At 47.7% G+C, this 16502-nt stretch carries 10 protein-coding genes; 4 read left to right on the top strand and 6 right to left on the bottom strand.

All coding sequences use genetic code 11. From position 1 onward, the window contains the following. Positions 1 to 4 precede the first annotated feature (4 nt). A complete protein-coding gene (locus GQF01_RS31145; RefSeq protein WP_161410950.1) occupies positions 5 to 898 on the bottom strand; it encodes a carbohydrate ABC transporter permease in 894 nt (297 codons plus the stop codon). A 21-nt stretch (positions 899 to 919) separates the two neighbouring features. Further along, entirely contained in the window at positions 920 to 1996 is a 1077-nt protein-coding gene (locus tag GQF01_RS31140) for a carbohydrate ABC transporter permease (protein WP_161410949.1), read from the bottom strand. A 500-nt stretch (positions 1997 to 2496) separates the two neighbouring features. Here GQF01_RS31140 and GQF01_RS31135 point away from each other — a divergent pair, with 500 nt between their 5' ends. Beyond that, positions 2497 to 4824: a helix-turn-helix domain-containing protein gene (locus GQF01_RS31135; protein WP_161410948.1), complete on the top strand. Its 2328-nt coding sequence runs from the start codon at positions 2497 to 2499 to the stop codon at positions 4822 to 4824. 138 nt (positions 4825 to 4962) lie between these two features. Here GQF01_RS31135 and GQF01_RS31130 read toward each other — a convergent pair whose 3' ends face one another. The 3 genes from GQF01_RS31130 to GQF01_RS31120 are packed head-to-tail and all read right to left on the bottom strand — an operon-like array spanning position 4963 to position 7941. Further along, entirely contained in the window at positions 4963 to 5979 is a 1017-nt protein-coding gene (locus tag GQF01_RS31130; protein WP_161410947.1) for a glycoside hydrolase family 130 protein, read from the bottom strand. Positions 5980 to 6021: 42 nt separating this feature from the next. Further along, the gene (locus GQF01_RS31125; RefSeq protein ID WP_161410946.1) at positions 6022 to 6939 is read right to left on the bottom strand and encodes a carbohydrate ABC transporter permease; all 918 of its coding nucleotides are present in this window, start codon (positions 6937 to 6939) and stop codon (positions 6022 to 6024) included. Positions 6940 to 6963: 24 nt separating this feature from the next. Beyond that, complete coding sequence (locus tag GQF01_RS31120; RefSeq protein ID WP_235960701.1) at positions 6964 to 7941, bottom strand: ABC transporter permease; 978 nt, start codon at positions 7939 to 7941, stop codon at positions 6964 to 6966. 374 nt (positions 7942 to 8315) lie between these two features. On the opposite strand from GQF01_RS31120, the gene GQF01_RS31115 reads away from it, so the two are divergent. Both GQF01_RS31115 and GQF01_RS31110 read left to right on the top strand, forming a co-directional pair. Then, positions 8316 to 11072: an alpha-mannosidase gene (locus GQF01_RS31115; RefSeq protein ID WP_161410944.1), complete on the top strand. Its 2757-nt coding sequence runs from the start codon at positions 8316 to 8318 to the stop codon at positions 11070 to 11072. A gap of 53 nt (positions 11073 to 11125) precedes the next feature. Next, positions 11126 to 12406 (top strand): glycoside hydrolase family 125 protein, encoded by a 1281-nt coding sequence (locus tag GQF01_RS31110; RefSeq protein ID WP_161410943.1) that lies wholly within the window; start codon positions 11126 to 11128, stop codon positions 12404 to 12406. Between the two features lie 593 nt (positions 12407 to 12999). Here GQF01_RS31110 and GQF01_RS31105 read toward each other — a convergent pair. Beyond that, positions 13000 to 14610 carry an extracellular solute-binding protein gene (locus tag GQF01_RS31105; protein ID WP_161410942.1) on the bottom strand — a complete coding sequence of 537 codons (1611 nt, stop codon included), beginning with the start codon at positions 14608 to 14610 and terminating at the stop codon, positions 13000 to 13002. Positions 14611 to 15086: 476 nt separating this feature from the next. Between GQF01_RS31105 and GQF01_RS31100 the strand changes: the two genes are divergently transcribed. Then, a complete protein-coding gene (locus GQF01_RS31100; protein ID WP_407945437.1) occupies positions 15087 to 16475 on the top strand; it encodes a catalase in 1389 nt (462 codons plus the stop codon). Positions 16476 to 16502: the final 27 nt, after the last annotated feature.

The following is a 16502-nucleotide window of genomic DNA, read 5'->3' as shown; positions in this document are numbered from 1 at the left end:
CCCTCTATCCTTTAAGCCCAGCCGAGGTAATCCCCTGATGAAACCAATGCTGCGCGACCAAGTACAGCAAGACAATAGGAGCGATTGTAAACGTAGCCGCCGCCATCAAATGATGATAATTAGGTCCTTCTTCACTAACAAAATACAACAAACCTACTTGGAGTGGCCTGAGCGATTCACTTGATGTAATCAATAGCGGCCAGAGTACGCCGTTCCATTTCCCGATAAAGGCAAGCAAGGCTGTCGTAATTAAGGAAGGCAGCACGAGGGGCAGCAGAACGGACCATAGGTATCGCCCACTCGACATGCCATCCACTTGAGCAGCTTCCCAGTACTCTTTTTGCACAGATAGAAAAGCCTGTCTTAATAAAAATATGGTGAAAGCTTCCGCCAAAAACGGCAGCATCATCCCCATGTAGCTATCATAGAAACCCTGTCCCCCGTTGCCCGCCCAATCGTTCCCCCCAGCAAATGGAATATGCCGCATAGTCACGAAGTTAGGGACCAAAGTAACATCATAGGGAATGAGCATGGTGACGACCACGAGCATAAAGATGAGATTCCGGCCGCGAAATGTAAAATGTGTAATAGCAAAAGCGATCGGCACACAGACAAGTAATTGGAGCGCAGTACCCACACCAGCGATAATCACCGTATTGACAAAATAGCGCTGAAAGGTGGATTCCGGTTTCAGCCAAGCTTCCGCGTAGTTCTTTAGGTGCCACACCTCAGGCAGCCATGTTGGCGGCATGCGATTAATTTCCTCGGCGCTTTTGAGCGAGGTCAGAATCATCCACACGAAGGGGAACACCACGCAGCAGGCTAACAATACCGTGCAAATCCACACGAACAACCATGTTATTTTGGAAGAACGGCTTGATCCTACTGAGCCAAACATCCTTTCATCCTCCATCCTGCATTAATGCATATAGTGAACCTTTTTCTCGCCGTAACGCAGCTGCAGCCAGGTTAATCCAAGCAAGAGTACGAATAGCACCATCGAGACGGCTGAGGCATAACCAACTTGACCGTACACATAGAAGCTTCTGAAAATATACAAAGGCAGTGACATCGTAGAGCCTAATGGCCCACCTTCTCCACCAGAGAAAACATAGAAAGCATTAAACGATTCGAACGCGCCAATCACCGATACAATAATTAGTAAAAACCAAGTTGGCGAAAGGAGCGGCAGCGTGATATGACGGATCGTGTGCCAAGTCCTGGCGCCATCAATTCGAGCTGACTCTGTGAGATCATGCGGAATTTGCGTTAGCCCCGATAGGAACACAATAATCTGAAAACCAAGGCTGCCCCATATCGTAAACAACATGATCACAGCAAGCGCCCAAGTCGGACCTGCGAATGCCGTTGGGATCGATGAAGGCCAGTGTCCGCCGAAGGATTGAATCAGCTTCATTAGAATTGGATCCGGGTCGGTCAGCCATTGTTGCGGCGTTCCTCCCATGTTACTTACAGCCCAATTCGCGAGCCCCACGCTCGGATGGAAAATCCATTTGAATACAATGGCTGCTGCAACCTGCGAAGTAATGTACGGAAGGAAAAAAAGGACACGCAGCACGGTTCTTCCTTTCGTTATATGAAACAAGACATAGGCAACAAAAAATGAAAGCAACAGCGACAAGGGAATCGTGCCTATCGCGTAAAATAGGGTGACAATGAAGCCTTGTCCAACTGGACCGAGCTGCAAGCCGGAGATTGAATCTTGTACAACGAGGTCCTCTGTAAAAATACGAATGTAATTATCGAATCCTACGAATTGCTCTGGCACATACCCCCACTTCCACAAACTCATCCACATGCCGAACAGAAGTGGCCAATAACGAAACAACAATAGCAGAGCCAGCGCCGGAAGGGCATAACACAATCCCGTCCACGCTTCTAGCGCTTTTCTTCGGGAGCGCGACTTGACTGTTAGACGCTCCTGCAATCTTGGATTAGGCTTGTTGTCATAAGCAGCAGCTTCTTTCGTTATCACTTAGAATCTCCTCTCTTATCTGCCTTTATGTTCGCCTTACTTCCTTCATTGTAGCTAGCAAATGTTTGCTGGTAATCATAGATGCTTTAAGAAATTGTTGCCGATGTTACCGATGTTTACACAATTCGTTATTCGCTTTTGCCAAAACAGTCATCTTATCGAGAACAACGGGCATTTTAGGTGTTGTTTTATTAAAAAAAAGAAAGACTCTACTCCCTTTGTAAATTAGGGAGTAGAGTCTTGAGGGAAGACGATTTCGACAGCAACCAATTATATAGATAAGAAGCGAATCAGGCCCGAGTCCCGAGAATTTGACCTTTATTTGATTGGCTAAAAGGAAAAACTTGTCTTGGCAAATCCGCCAAAAGCCTTTATCCTACTAGAAAGGTAGTCTCCGCTTCCTTTACACCAGCTTATTTTTCAGCCATAATGAAGGGATGTCAAAGATTAAAACCCTCTAGTTTATCTATGTTAGCCTACAATGGAGAGGAAGCGCATTCATGTCGAAATCATCCTTTAAATCATCCGTCGTGTCCAGCTTCCGAATGTCATGGAACAGCTTCAAGTCGAGGCTTCTACTTAAATATGCCTTATCCTACATTCTGATGTTCCTCATTCCCTTAACTGGCGTTACGATTTTCATCTATGAAAACGCAATCAATGATTTGCGCAGAGAAATTGAACAAACAAACGTCAACCAACTTATTCAAGTCAAATTATCGATCGACGAACGAATGAGTGAACTGCAGCAAATTACAAGCCGCATTGCTTATGACAAGCAGCTTAGCTCCTACATGGTGCATCATCCTTACTATGAGATGGAAGCAATTGACGCCTTGGGGAATTACAAAGTGAACAGCAGCATTCTGGAAGATTTGTTTCTATACTTTCATAATGATGAGAATATTTACTCTTATCGAGGTTTGACGAATGTGCACGTAGCATTTGGGGATTTGTACCATTACAGCAACTGGACAAGCGACCAAATCTATAGCGAATTGAACAAAATCAAGCAGCCGATGATTCGCCCAGCCGAGAATGTAACCGTTAACTCGCGTAATGACTCCATGCTAACGATGCTTTTCCCAATCAAACCGAACGACCTTTACCCTACAGCTACTGTCGTCTATATGGTGAATGAGACGAAGCTGACCGGCGTTATGGACACAATACTGAGCAACTTTTCCGGCAGCAGCTACATTTTCAATCAGAAGGGACAGCTTCTTACCTCCAATAATCATGGCAACGCACTTCCGGGTCAAGCAGTGGAATCCTTAGCTTCACTAGAACCCGGCATACATAGCATGAAGCTCGATGGCGTAGAACACTCTGTTGTTTCGGTAAGGTCCAAGGAGAACAATTGGAATTATGTAACTGCGATACCTAGCCATCAATTTTTCAGCAAAGTAGTCCATATCCAGACCTTATTTCTCCTGGTGTTCTGTATTACTGTCTTATTCGGCATTATCGTAGCCATGATCCTAGCTAAGCGGCAATATCACCCGATTAGGGATTTGATCGAATTCACGAAGCAGAAGAGTTCCAATTACGACATGACGACACGAAATGAATGGGACTGGATTAAGCAGACGATTCATGAATACAGCGCCCGCATCGACACCCAGGAACCATTCGTGCGGAACCAATGCTTACTGCTACTATTCAAGCACGGCAAGCCGGATGATCCAGAGATTGAGCGCATGGTAGCAAGCGCAGGGCTGGAATACCCGCATGGACAAGGGTTATACGTCTCTCTCATCCTTGCCTGGGATGACAATCTTGAAGGCGGAGAGTCCGCGAACATTCGGCAGCATCTGCAAGAGATGTTCAATGAACTGGAGTTCCCGAGTCTTCAAGCCCACGTTTATGGCGTAGAATTCTCGACGAAGGATCAACTGGCCCTGCTTGTCTCCGTCCCAGCAGATGCTCAGGAGCCTACCCAGAGGCGAATTGAGGAAGTTGTCGAAGCAATCAAAGTGATGATCAACAACAACGTCCAAATTATGCCTTATATTGGTGTCGGGATGCCGTATCCAGACCTCGCCTCGATCAACCAATCGTTTATCGAAGCAGCCACAGCGATAGATAACCGGATTATGGGCTCTAACGGGCGAGTAACTTACTTCGAGCAATTGCAGGATATGATCGCCTCGACTACTTCCGAGGCCTACTGGCTACCGAAGAAATCGATGCTTAAGCTGGAGCAAAGCTTGAAACAGGGTAACGAAACGGTAGCCAGTCAAGTGATCATTGATCTGATCGCTGAGATCAAGGAAGCCGCTGTCCCTGCAGCACTACTGCGCTGTATCTGCTTCGATCTATTGAACTCTTTGCTGAGAACAGCCCATGAGTTGGGAGTGAGCGAAGTGTTCGCCGGCATCCATAACTTCTCTGTATTTGAAACGCTAGAGGAGCTTGAGGACCGATTAACCTCCCTGGCCGTCAGTATCTGTCAGCAGGTCGAACGGAATACAGAAACAGAACAGCCTTCTTTAATTGAAGATATCGTCGCCTATGTCGATCAGAAGTTCGCTGACTACACGCTCAGTCTCGAGCATGTGGCTCTGAAATATTCCATATCGATCTCCTACCTGAGCCGCAGCTTCAAAGAGAAAATAGGCCATAACTTTACGCAATATATTTGGCAGCGAAGGATGGAAGAAGTCATTCGGCTGTTAATTCACACAACCGCCCCGCTGAAGGATATTATCGAACAAGTCGGCTATCTGGACGCTCCGAATTTCATCCGCAAATTCAAGAAAGAAACAGGTTATACACCAGGTCAATACCGCAAACTGTACGCCTCTTCCAAAAAAGAGCAGGAATAACCTGCTCTCAGCACAAGTGAAAAAGCTGCCCTAATGTCATTAAATGACCGAGGGCAGCTTTACTTTGTTGCACAAAGAGTAAATAGAAAAAACCAAAGAACTAAGCGAGAACAGGCCGCTTAGCTCCTTGGTTTTTACTTATTGAGGCTCGTTAAGAATGTAATCCACCAATTCATCCAGAGGCACCGTAGCCAAGGCGATAGCTGTATCCGTTACGCCGTAGTAAATGTAGAGCAGTCCATCCTTCACGACGTTACCCGTAGGGAAAATAACATTCGGAATTTGGTAACCAAATTTCTCATAGTACGTTTCCGGTTCCATGATGAAGTTGTTCGTACGGGCAATAACCTTCTCCGGGTTCTCCAGATCCAGCAGCAGTGCTCCCATCCGATATACAATCTCGTCGTCCACACCGTGGTAGAGTACCAGCCAGCCCTTATCCGTTCTTACCGGCGGCGTGGAGCCTCCGATTTTCCGCGATTCCCAGGCTGGATTCTCACCTTTGGCTAGAAGTTTCGGCTCTTCCCAGTGAATCAAGTCTTCCGAATATGTAATCCACATGGCAGCTTTTTCAGTGCCGTACTCTGCCCCTACGTATTCCTCAGGACGGCGCAGCATAGCGAACTTGCCGTTAATTTTCTCCGGGAACAAAATGTTGTCACGATCATTGATCTCTAGTGGAGTTGTGTCCGCCACAAACTCCCAGTTGACCAGATTGGTTGACTTAGCGATTGAAGAACGAGTGCGCCAATGAACTTCCTGCTCGCCCCAGCCATCCGGATATGTCGGGAATGATCTCTCCGGTACACCGCGATTGGTCGGATAGTAGTTCATCGCACACGGACGCAGCGCGTAGTTCATGTAGAACGTGCCGTCGATTTTGACAACACGAGGGTCCTGCACGCTACCGTAGGGGAACCCGAGCTCGTCAGGCGTCAGAACAGGCTCATCCTTCACATGAGTGAAATTCACGCCATCCTCGCTTTCCAGAAGCCCAAGGAAGTTTTTGCATGGCGTCAGGGAGCCAGCCGTACGCTCAATCATATAGAACTTGTCGTTGTCAATGATAACCGCCGGATTGAACACCGTTACTTTACGCCATTCATAACCTCCCGGAACGACAATCGGGTTATTTGGATGTCTTGTAATTTTCATACTTATTGCCTCCTAAATTAGATGAATATACGGTAACTGCAACTAACCTTTAACGGAACCGATCATGACACCTTGTACGAAATAACGCTGCAAGAACGGGTACACCACGACAATTGGCAAGGTGGACACGATGATGACCACATATTTCACAAGTGCGGCAATCTCTGCCTTGTTATTCATCGCGATAGCCATATCGCCGCTGATCGCAGCGCCTGTAGTCTCCGCCGTCATTTCTTGCAGCACGAGAATTTGGCGCAGTACCATTTGCAGCGGATATTTCGACTCGTCATTCAAGTAGATCAATGCTGGGAAATAACTGTTCCAATGGCTCACGCCATAAAATAAGGCCATTACCGCAATAATTGGCGCTGATAATGGAATAATGATAAGGCCGAACAGTTTAAAGTTCGAACAGCCATCCATATAGGCAGCCTCATGAAGCTCCTTGGGAATGCTGGATTCGAAAAATGTGCGAGCTACGATGATATTCCACACCGAAGCAGCTACCGGCAAAATGAGCGCCCCAATGGAGTTCATCAGTCCTAAATTTTTCACCAGCAAATAAGTAGGAATGAGACCGCCATTGAAGAACATCGTGACCAGGAACATACCCATGAAAAACTTGCGGCCAACGAAGTCAGTACGACTAAGCGCATAAGCAGCAGGCAGCGTAACGACAAGGTTAAGCAAAGTACCTAGAAAGGTATATAGAAGCGTATTGCCGTAGCCATTCCAAATCTTCACATTATCGAATACAAGCCCGTAACCTTTGAAATTAAGCCCTTTCGGAAACAACCACATCTCACCCGTACTCACATACTTGGGATCGCTCATCGAGGCGCTGATAATATACACCACCGGGTACAACACTACGATCAAAGCTAAGCTTAAAAAGACATAGTTCATGATAAGAAAAATCCGGTCACCCTTCGTCTCCTTCACTGCAGTGGCAACAGCCATAGATTACTCCTCCCTTCTTCTTGTCTACCACAAGCTCGTTTGACTTGTGCGTTTGGCAATTTTGTTAACGCTAATCAGTAGGATCGCATTGACCAGCGAGTTGAACAGGCCTACAGCTGTCGAGAAGCTGTACTGTGCACTGACAAGCCCCGTACGATAGACAAATGTAGAAATCACATCGGACGAATTGATGTTCAACGGGTTTTGCAGCAGTAAGACTTTCTCATAACCTACGCCCAGAATATTGCCCACATTCAGAATCAATAAAATGGTAATCGTCGGTATAATTGTCGGAAGATTAATATGGATCACTCGTTTGAAACGACTCGCTCCATCCACGATGGCTGCCTCATGCAGCTGTGGGTCTACCCCGGACAGCGCCGCCAGATAGATGATAGTCCCCCAACCTGTGTTCTGCCAAACACCCGAAAACACGTATACGGTCTTGAACCAGCTCGGGTCCGTCAAGAATGCAGGTGCATGGATGCCGAACAACTCCATCAACTTCACGATAATTCCGCTTGATGGAGATAAGAAGGTAATGACCATCCCCGCCATGACAACCACAGAAATAAAATGCGGTGCATAGGTAATCGTTTGCACGCTTTTTTTGAAAAAACCATTCCGCACTTCATTAAAAGCTAATGCCAATATAATGGGAAGTGGAAAACCGATTGCAAGCTCATAAAGACTAAGGCTAAACGTATTCCACAATAAATCCCAGAAGTAGTAGGAATGAAAAAACCGCTCAAAATGGGCGAATCCTACCCAATCACTCCCAAAGATCCCCTTGGATGGCGTGAAGTTTTTAAAGGCAATCTGAATCCCGTACATCGGTCCGTATTGGAAGATCAGGAAATACAGAAAGGCCGGGGCGATAAATAAGTACAGTTCCCAGTTTTTCTTTATTCTCGATCGCAGTGAACCGCTGATTGACACCTTCGTGTTTCTGTTGCTTGACACCTTCGTGTTACTTGTTGTTTGCCCACTCATTGTACTCATTGCCTTCATCCTCTCCTTTCTCTGCATGTTGGTTGCTGCTAACGCTTTCATTCGTCTTCTAAAGTGTAGAAAAAAACGAGGGCTTTCGTAAATATGTGAAATCTGCATTGTCATTCTTAAACGCCTCAACACCTTGATAGTCAAGGAATTTTCAACTCTGACTGCCAGGCAGCGAATAACTTCCCCTAGTAGTTACGGCAAGTAGAATGGTCATTTTCCCGAGTAAATCTATGTCGTTTTTCTTACGCTTATCCCTGTGCAAATCATACATATTGTCAATTACAACGATCTGTGTGAATCTGTCTAACGAAGTTAACTAGAAATAACTGATCTTAGGTCACCATTTCTACTTCATAAAAGGAGGCTTTTAATCTATGACTAGAAAAGCAGCTCATCTGATCTCACACAGTCACTGGGATCGAGAGTGGTATATGCCGTATGAGCGCCATCACTATCTACTGACCGAACTGATGAACGATCTGCTATACACGCTGGAGCATGACCCTGAGTACCTTTCTTTCCATTTGGACGGACAGACCATTATTATCGAGGACTATCTACAGGTTCATCCTGAAAAAAGAGAGCAGTTGGAAGCCTACATCAAGGCTGGCCGCATCATAATAGGGCCTTGGTATGTCCTGCAGGACGAATTCCTGACCAGTTCGGAAGCGAATGTTCGTAATCTGCTGATCGGACATCAGGATTCGGCCAAGTACGGCGTCATTTCCAAGTTAGGATACTTTCCTGATTCCTTTGGCAATATGGGTCAAGCACCACAACTGTTAAAACAAGCTGACATTGATACAGCCGTGTTCGGACGCGGTGTGAAACCTACCGGTTTTGACAATGTCGTCATCGATACGAACGGTTCTGGCTATGAATCACCCTATTCGGAGATGTATTGGTCGGCCCCGGACGGCTCCAAGGTCATCGGAATCCTATTCGCCAACTGGTATAGCAACGGGAACGAGGTTCCGGTCGAAGCCGAAGCAGCCAAGGCTTTCTGGGATAAACGTCTTGGCGATGCACAGAAGTATGCATCCACATCGGAGCTGCTGTTCATGAACGGCTGTGACCATCAGCCGATCCAGCAAGATCTGAGCCAAGCTCTCGAAACGGCCAAAACACTCTACCCCGATGTGGATTTCATCCACTCCAGCTTCGACCAGTATATCGACGCGCTGAGAAAGCAGCTGCCTGATGACCTGGTAACGATCCAGGGCGAGCTGCGCAGCCAGCATACGGATGGCTGGGGCACGCTGGTCAATACGGCTTCTGCTCGTGTTTATCTCAAACAGCTGAACCAGATTGGACAGACGCTGCTGGAGAAAGGCGCTGAGCCTCTAGCCACGCTAGCCCATCTGGCGGGTGGCAAGACCTACCCGCATCAGCTGCTCACCCATGCTTGGAAGACACTGATGCAGAACCACCCGCATGACAGTATTTGTGGATGCAGTGTGGACGAGGTTCATCGGGAGATGGTCACGCGCTTCGACAAGAGCCGGCACTTAACGGAGACGATCATCGACGAAAGCCTGCAGGCTCTTGCTGGGCGAATCGACACAGCAAGCGTAGCCTCCTGGCCGCAAGACAGTCTGCCTGTCACGATCTACAACATGACTGGCTGGGAGCGTACAGGTACTGTCCGTATCGAACTAATCGTGGCCAAATCGTATTTCAAAGAAGGACCAAATCCGCCTGCGATTGCGGAGAGGCTGTCTCAGATGTCACTCCAGTTGGAGGGTGGCATGCTGCTTGACGACCAAGGCCGAGCTATTTCAGCCAAGGCGGAGGATCTAGGTGTGCACTTCGGCTACGAATTGCCGAAGGACAAATTCCGCCAGCCTTATATGGCGCGCAGAATTGCGTTGACCTTCGAAGCGCAGCAGGTTCCGGCGCTGGGCTACAAGACGTGGGCCTGGGTTAGCGAGCCTTCAGCACCAGTCGAGGCACCACACAGTCCTCTAATCGTGACGGATTCCGGTATGGCCAATGCGCATATCGCAGTCAGCATTCACACAGACGGTTCTTACGATATTACCGACAAACATACAGGCCACACCTATCAGGGTATGGGTGTGTATGAAAACTGCGGCGATCTGGGCAACGAGTACGTCTTCCGTCAGCCTGATGGCGATGTTGCCTTGACGACCAAAGGGCTGCCAGCTCACGTGAAGCTGGTAGAAAATGAGCCTTACCGAGTTAGCTATGAGATCAAGCATACTTGGTTCATTCCGGCTTCCGCATCAGCACTCTTCGAAGAAGAGAAGCGGAAAATGGTTCCCTTCCGCAAGCGGACAGCTTCGCGTTCAAGCGACTTGGTGCCGTTCGAGTTGACCACTCGTATCAGCCTTGAACAGTCCAGCAAAGGCGTGCAGATATCAGCGTCCTATAACAACCAAGTCAAAGACCACCGCCTCCGGGTCCTCTTCCCTACTGGGCTGACAGCAGCGACGCATCTGGCTGATTCGATTTTCGAAGCGGCCGAACGTGATACCGTGCCAGCCACAGAGTGGATTAATCCGAGCAACGCACAGCACCAGCAGGCTTATGTCAGCGTATCGGATGACACACAAGGCTTGATGATCGCGAATAAAGGCTTGAACGAATACGAAGTCTTGCAAGATGGCAAGAACACAATTGCCGTTACGTTGCTCCGCAGCGTATCCGAGTTGGGAGACTGGGGCGTGTTCCCGACACCAGAGGCACAATGTCTTGGTGAACATACGGTCGAGTACGCAATTTATCCGCACGCTGGCACAGCGATCCAATCCGGCGCATTCGCCTTGGCGTATCAATTCCAATCACCGTGGTTCCACACAACTACGATGGGGCCGCAGGCGGGTTCGCTGCCAACAACCTATCAAGCACTGGAATGGCAGGGTCCATCCCTCGCTCTGTCGGCATTCAAAATGTCCTTGGACCATGACGATGTCATCGTGCGCGTTTACAACCTCTCTCACGAGGCTGATCAGTTGACGCTGAAGCCTTCCTTCCCGGTTGCTTCGTCCTACCAGAGCGACATTCTGGAACGCCGGCACGATCAGGCTGACCTCGTAGACGGGCTAATCCGTTCTACAGCGGGCAAGTGTGAGATTATAACTTACGCGTTTCAGCCCAAGACGTCCTGAATGCTAAATTTTTGAAACTCTAAACTTATATTCACAGGAGGAATACATCCATCATGAATTTACCTGCTTCCATTACCGAATTTCTGAACGAAGCCGAGCAAAAGCTGGCACACAACCCGAAGCTGCAAAAGCTCTTCAGAAACTGTTTCCCGAACACCCTGGAAACTACGACAAAGCTGCTTGACGACGGCACCACCTTCGTATTTACCGGGGATATTCCAGCCATGTGGCTGCGCGATTCCACAGAGCAAGTTCGTCATTACATTCCCTTCGCCAAGCAAGATAAAGATCTTCAGCGCATCATCAGCGGTCTGATCGCGCGTCAGATGTTCTATATCAACATTGACCCTTACACCAATGCTTTCAATGAAACGGCAAGCGATAAGCACTACCGTGACACCGATGATTGCGACCTGAATCCATGGATGTGGGAGCGCAAGTATGAGATCGACTCTCTCTGCTTCCCTGTACAGCTTCTGTACGCCTATTGGAAGGAAACCGGCCTAACAGATATCTTCACCCATTCCGTTTATCAGGCGCTGACTTCCATCGTGAACGTTCTGATTACCGAGCAGCATCATGACCAGAAATCACTGTACCATTTTACACGCCAAACAAAGCAGCATACGGAAACACTTCAAAATAACGGGCGTGGTCTTCCCTCCAACTACACCGGTATGACCTGGTCGGCCTTCCGTCCGAGCGACGATGCCAACCTGTACGGCTATAACATCCCGGGCAACATGTTTGCCGTCGTGATCCTTGGTCATATCATCGAAATTGCTGCGGATATCTACAACGATACGCGCCTAGCTGCACGTGCTGAGAAGCTGCGCAAGGAGATCGACTTCGGCATCCAAACCTACGGCATCGTGAACCATCCGAAATACGGCAAAATTTACGCCTACGAAACGGACGGTTACGGCAACTACTGCCTAATGGACGATGCAGGCACGCCAGGCCTAATCACGATCCCTTACATCGGCTACACGGGCATCGATGATCCGATCTACCAGAATACACGTAAGTTTGCGCTTAGCTTCGATAATCCGTATTATTTCGAAGGCAAATACGCCAAAGGCATCGGCAGTCCGCATACACCGGGTGGTTACGTCTGGCATATGGCCTTGTCTGTGCAAGCATTGACTTCTAACAATGTCGATGAGATTAAGGAGCTAATCCAGACGCTGATCGATACAGATGCGGATACCGGCTACATGCACGAAGGGTTCCATCCAGATGATCCTTCCAACTTCTCGAGGCCTTGGTTCGCCTGGTCCAACAGTCTGTTCGCTGCTTTGATTTGCAAGGCTATGGACGAAGGACTCGTCTAAGCACAAATTTGAAAAACTCCCCGTTAGCCATTACTGGCAGCGGGGAGTTTTTCATTAGCGCTTAATAGGCCCTGTAAGCATCCCGCAGGAGCTAACGAATGCTCTAATGATTCAATATACTCTTGGGCTTGTATCGGCCTGCTCTGGTCATCCTACCGTCTCCTGTGCGCGCACTAACACTCATGCTTATGCTTATGCTTATGCTTATGCCCACCGGCTTCACCATAACGCCCAACCTCGTCGTACCCGCCAATAACAAATTTCATTAACCAGCGGAATTCTCGCTAAGGCCATACTTAGAGGAACTGCAGTCCCCTATTTCGAGAAAAATGAACCGTTTTCCCCCTGAGCAGAACTGCAGGGTCTTATTTGGTCTCTACGCCATGTTTTTCGCGTGAAATCGTTCTAATAGCGGACCGCAGTACCCATTCCAGATAGAAATGTCACCCATCCAGCGGAATAACGGACCACAGTTCCCTTCCTTCATTCATGTAGGAGAAATCGCCAAAATAAAAAAAGGCGCAAAGGTCAATTCACCTCTACGCCCGCTTCTATCTCGTGTAGTGTCTAACTTGTTTCGCTGTACTACTTACTTAGGTGTTTTTCCAACGATCATAAGCTTTTTGATAAATTTCTTGGAAACGGTCCGAACCCATTTTCTTCAGGGTTTGCACATACTTATCCCAACCGTCCAGCGATTCTTGTCCAGTGGTGAATTTCGCTTCCATTTGCGCAACATACGTTGTAAGGTCGGAACGCAATGCTGCCACTTCGCCGGCCTCCGCTTCCGTCAGGAACAATGCCGGGAACGGTACGCGCGCGCCACGATCCAACAGCTTCGTTTTGGACTCATTTTCCACCCATTTCGAGAAATCGTCCTTCACAGGCTCATCCGGTACAACCATCGGTGAAGCGATACCGAAGTTAGGTGTAATCTTGGAACGATACGTTTCTCTGTCTTCTCCATTCGGTACAGGCAAATACTCAATTTGCGTTTTGGCGCTGTCCGAGTATTTCCACAGAACGCCTTCTGGCCCTTTGTTAAACAGCATTTGGCCTTCTGGCGAGTACATATAATCTACCCAGCGGATTGACGCTTCCGGAGAACGATTGGATTTGGAAATCGCAAATGTACCTGTAGAGAAGCCTTTGTTCCTAGCGATGGCAGGAGTACTCACTTTGTCGCTGCGAACTGGGCTGAACATCACATCCTCCGTGTTAGGCTTCCCGCCATGGGACATGTAGGCATGCCAGTCGGAGAACAGAAGTACCTGATCGTTTTTAATCTTCGCTTTTTTCTGGTCATCCGTCTGCGAGAAGGATTCGTGATCCAGAAGGTTGTCAGCCCAGAGCTTGTTCAGGTATGTTACGTAGCCTTTATAAGCATCTTCAGCCGGTGTATAGTGAACTTTTCCTTTATCATCGACGTACAGCTCTTCTTCATACGCTCCAAACGCACCAAGAATCCATGTACGGATATCTCTTAGCTTGATGCCTGAAGATGAGGACAACGGAATTTCATCCTTCTTGCCGTTTTTGTTCGGATCTTCATCTCTGACACGTTTGAGCAAATCGTACAGCTCATCCGTCGTCTCCGGCAGCTTCGTCACATTAAGTTCTTTCAGCATCTTGCCGTTGTACCACATTGGATTTCTGTACCACGGCTGAAACGGCTCGATGCGTGGAAGTGAATAAATATGTCCGTCCGGTGCTGTAATCGACTTGCGAATATCCGGTTTATCAGCCAGCACTTTCTTGATGTTCGGCGCGTATTCATCAATTAGCTTCTCCAAAGGAATCAAGATGCCTTGGCTTCCGTAGTTCTGCTCTTCAGCCTGTGTCAGTTTCGACGCGAAGAAAATGTCCGGGTAATCGCCGCTTGCGAAAACAAGGTTTTTCTTCGTATCGAAGCTGTCCCGAGGCGCATTGCGGTAATCAATTTTGATGCCCGTAAGCTTCTCCATCTCTTGCATAACCGGCATGTCCTTCCAGTTCTGAATCCCCATATCCGGTGCCATGATAGAGATGGTCAGCGGGCTCTTCACGATCGGGAACCCTTCTTTATTCACTGAGCTTTCCTTCGAACTTCCACTTCCGCTTGCAGCGCTTCCATTCTCTTTTTTAGTTGCGCAACCGCTTAATACGGACAGTGATACCGCTAACACGAGTGCGGACGCCACGACTTGCTTCTTTCTGTTCGACATTGCATGTCCTCCCTTTTGGTCATCTTTGAAAGCCGTCATAATTAACAATGACCCAAACGTTCCAGGCTCTTTTCATTAATTATGATCACGCTTGCAACATATCCTTGCGAAACATTACTGTCTTGGCGAGAATCAAGCTGCTAACGCTTACAAATTGAAGATTAAACTTCGCAGCAGTTTTAGTAAATATGTCGATTTTGTGCTGTCAAAGACCGTATGTCTGCACGAACCCAGCGCATCATGGATTTGATAGATCTGGCTACACCATTAGGCTGACCACCTAATATGTAAGTTTTGTAAAGGTTTTAGCTAGAGCAAAACATACACATTGTAACTTTTTAATTACAATTAATAAAGAACAATCTCTGTCTACATAAGCGATTTCGTCCACAAAGTATTGTCATAAGTGCATGGATGCTCAACATAAATAATAAGAGATCAGGGAGAATTGACTGTTTGAAATAGGAGGTACAATGATGAAAGATAATAATGAATTGATAAATGATCAGCAGCCTAATGGTCATTCCCCTACACAATGGTCACCTGCGAAACCGCCCACTTACCATTCGCAAACAGTCGGTGAACGAGGTCCTGTACTGGAACAAGACAGCGTTCTGCATGAAACTCTGGAAACTTTTATCCATGAAAAGATGCTTGAAAGGCCTGTGCACGTCAAAGGGTATGGCGCTTTCGGGTACTTTCAGACCGTTCATTCCATGGCAGCATACACACAGCTTTGCTTTCTTCAAAGTCCTGGCCAGCAGGTCCCTGTCACCGTGAGATTTTCCTTTGCTGTAAGCAACAAAGGCACCCCGGACACATCCCGCAATGTGCGTGGATTCTCCACCAAGTTTTATACGGAGAAGGGTGTTTTTGATCTCCTGTGCAATCACATCCCCGTTTTTGCGGTACGGGACGCCATTCGCTTCCCAGAGTTTATTAAAGCCTCCCTGCCATCGCCAGTTAATAATCTCACAGATCCAGAACGATTATGGAGTTTCGTAGCTAGAGCACCCGAATCCATTCATTTTCTGGTCCGGCTTTACTCTGACGCAGGGACGTTAAAGAGTTTCCGCCACACACCTGGCCACAGTGTAAACACTTATGTTTGGAAGAATGCAGAGGGCGTCCGTACGTATGTTAAATATCACTGGGTTCCTTTTGCTGGTGTACAGTACATAGACAATCGCGAAGCGACTCAATTGGCAAGTGAGAACCCGGATTTCTCGGGCAAAGAATTGAATGATCATTTGGCAGCAGGAAAAACTGTCGAATACGGGCTTTATGTTCAGCTAATGAATCCGTCAGATGAAGCAGCTTTGCCATTTGATCCATTGGATGATACCAAAGTTTGGGATGAACGGCAATATCCACTGTATCCGGTTGGCCGACTTGTGCTGAACCGCAATCCTGATAACTATAAGGAGCAAGTGGAGAAATTAGCTTTCTCACCCGCCAATTTATTGGAAGGCGCCGAGTTATCGGACGATAAGCTGCTGCAGGGACGTGCCAATATTTACTGGGACTCCCAGCGCCGCCGAATGGGTCCCGATTTCCGTAAGGTTCCTATCAACCATCAGGCTGATTGGTCCCCTGATTCTCTTGTAACCAGTGGCAATGGGAGATACGTGGATGGTCATTTGATGCGATCGGGCATCCCGAAGCAGGATGATTTTACACAAGCAGGTCAGTATTACTACTCACTCTCTCCCTTGCAGCAAGATCACTTGATTGCTAATCTCTCTGGCGACCTCTCCGGCATATCTCAAGAAACACAAAACATTGTTCTAAGTTACCTATACAATGCCTCAGCTGAACTAGGCGAACGGGTTGCTAGAGCTGTTCAAAAGCATGAACAGAGATAATTAAAACCAAAGAATAGATGATTCCTA

The sequence above is a fragment of the Paenibacillus silvestris genome (assembly GCF_009882985.1).
GTDB classification, from domain to species: domain Bacteria; phylum Bacillota; class Bacilli; order Paenibacillales; family NBRC-103111; genus Paenibacillus_E; species Paenibacillus_E silvestris.
This window is presented reverse-complemented; position numbering and strand designations above follow the sequence as displayed.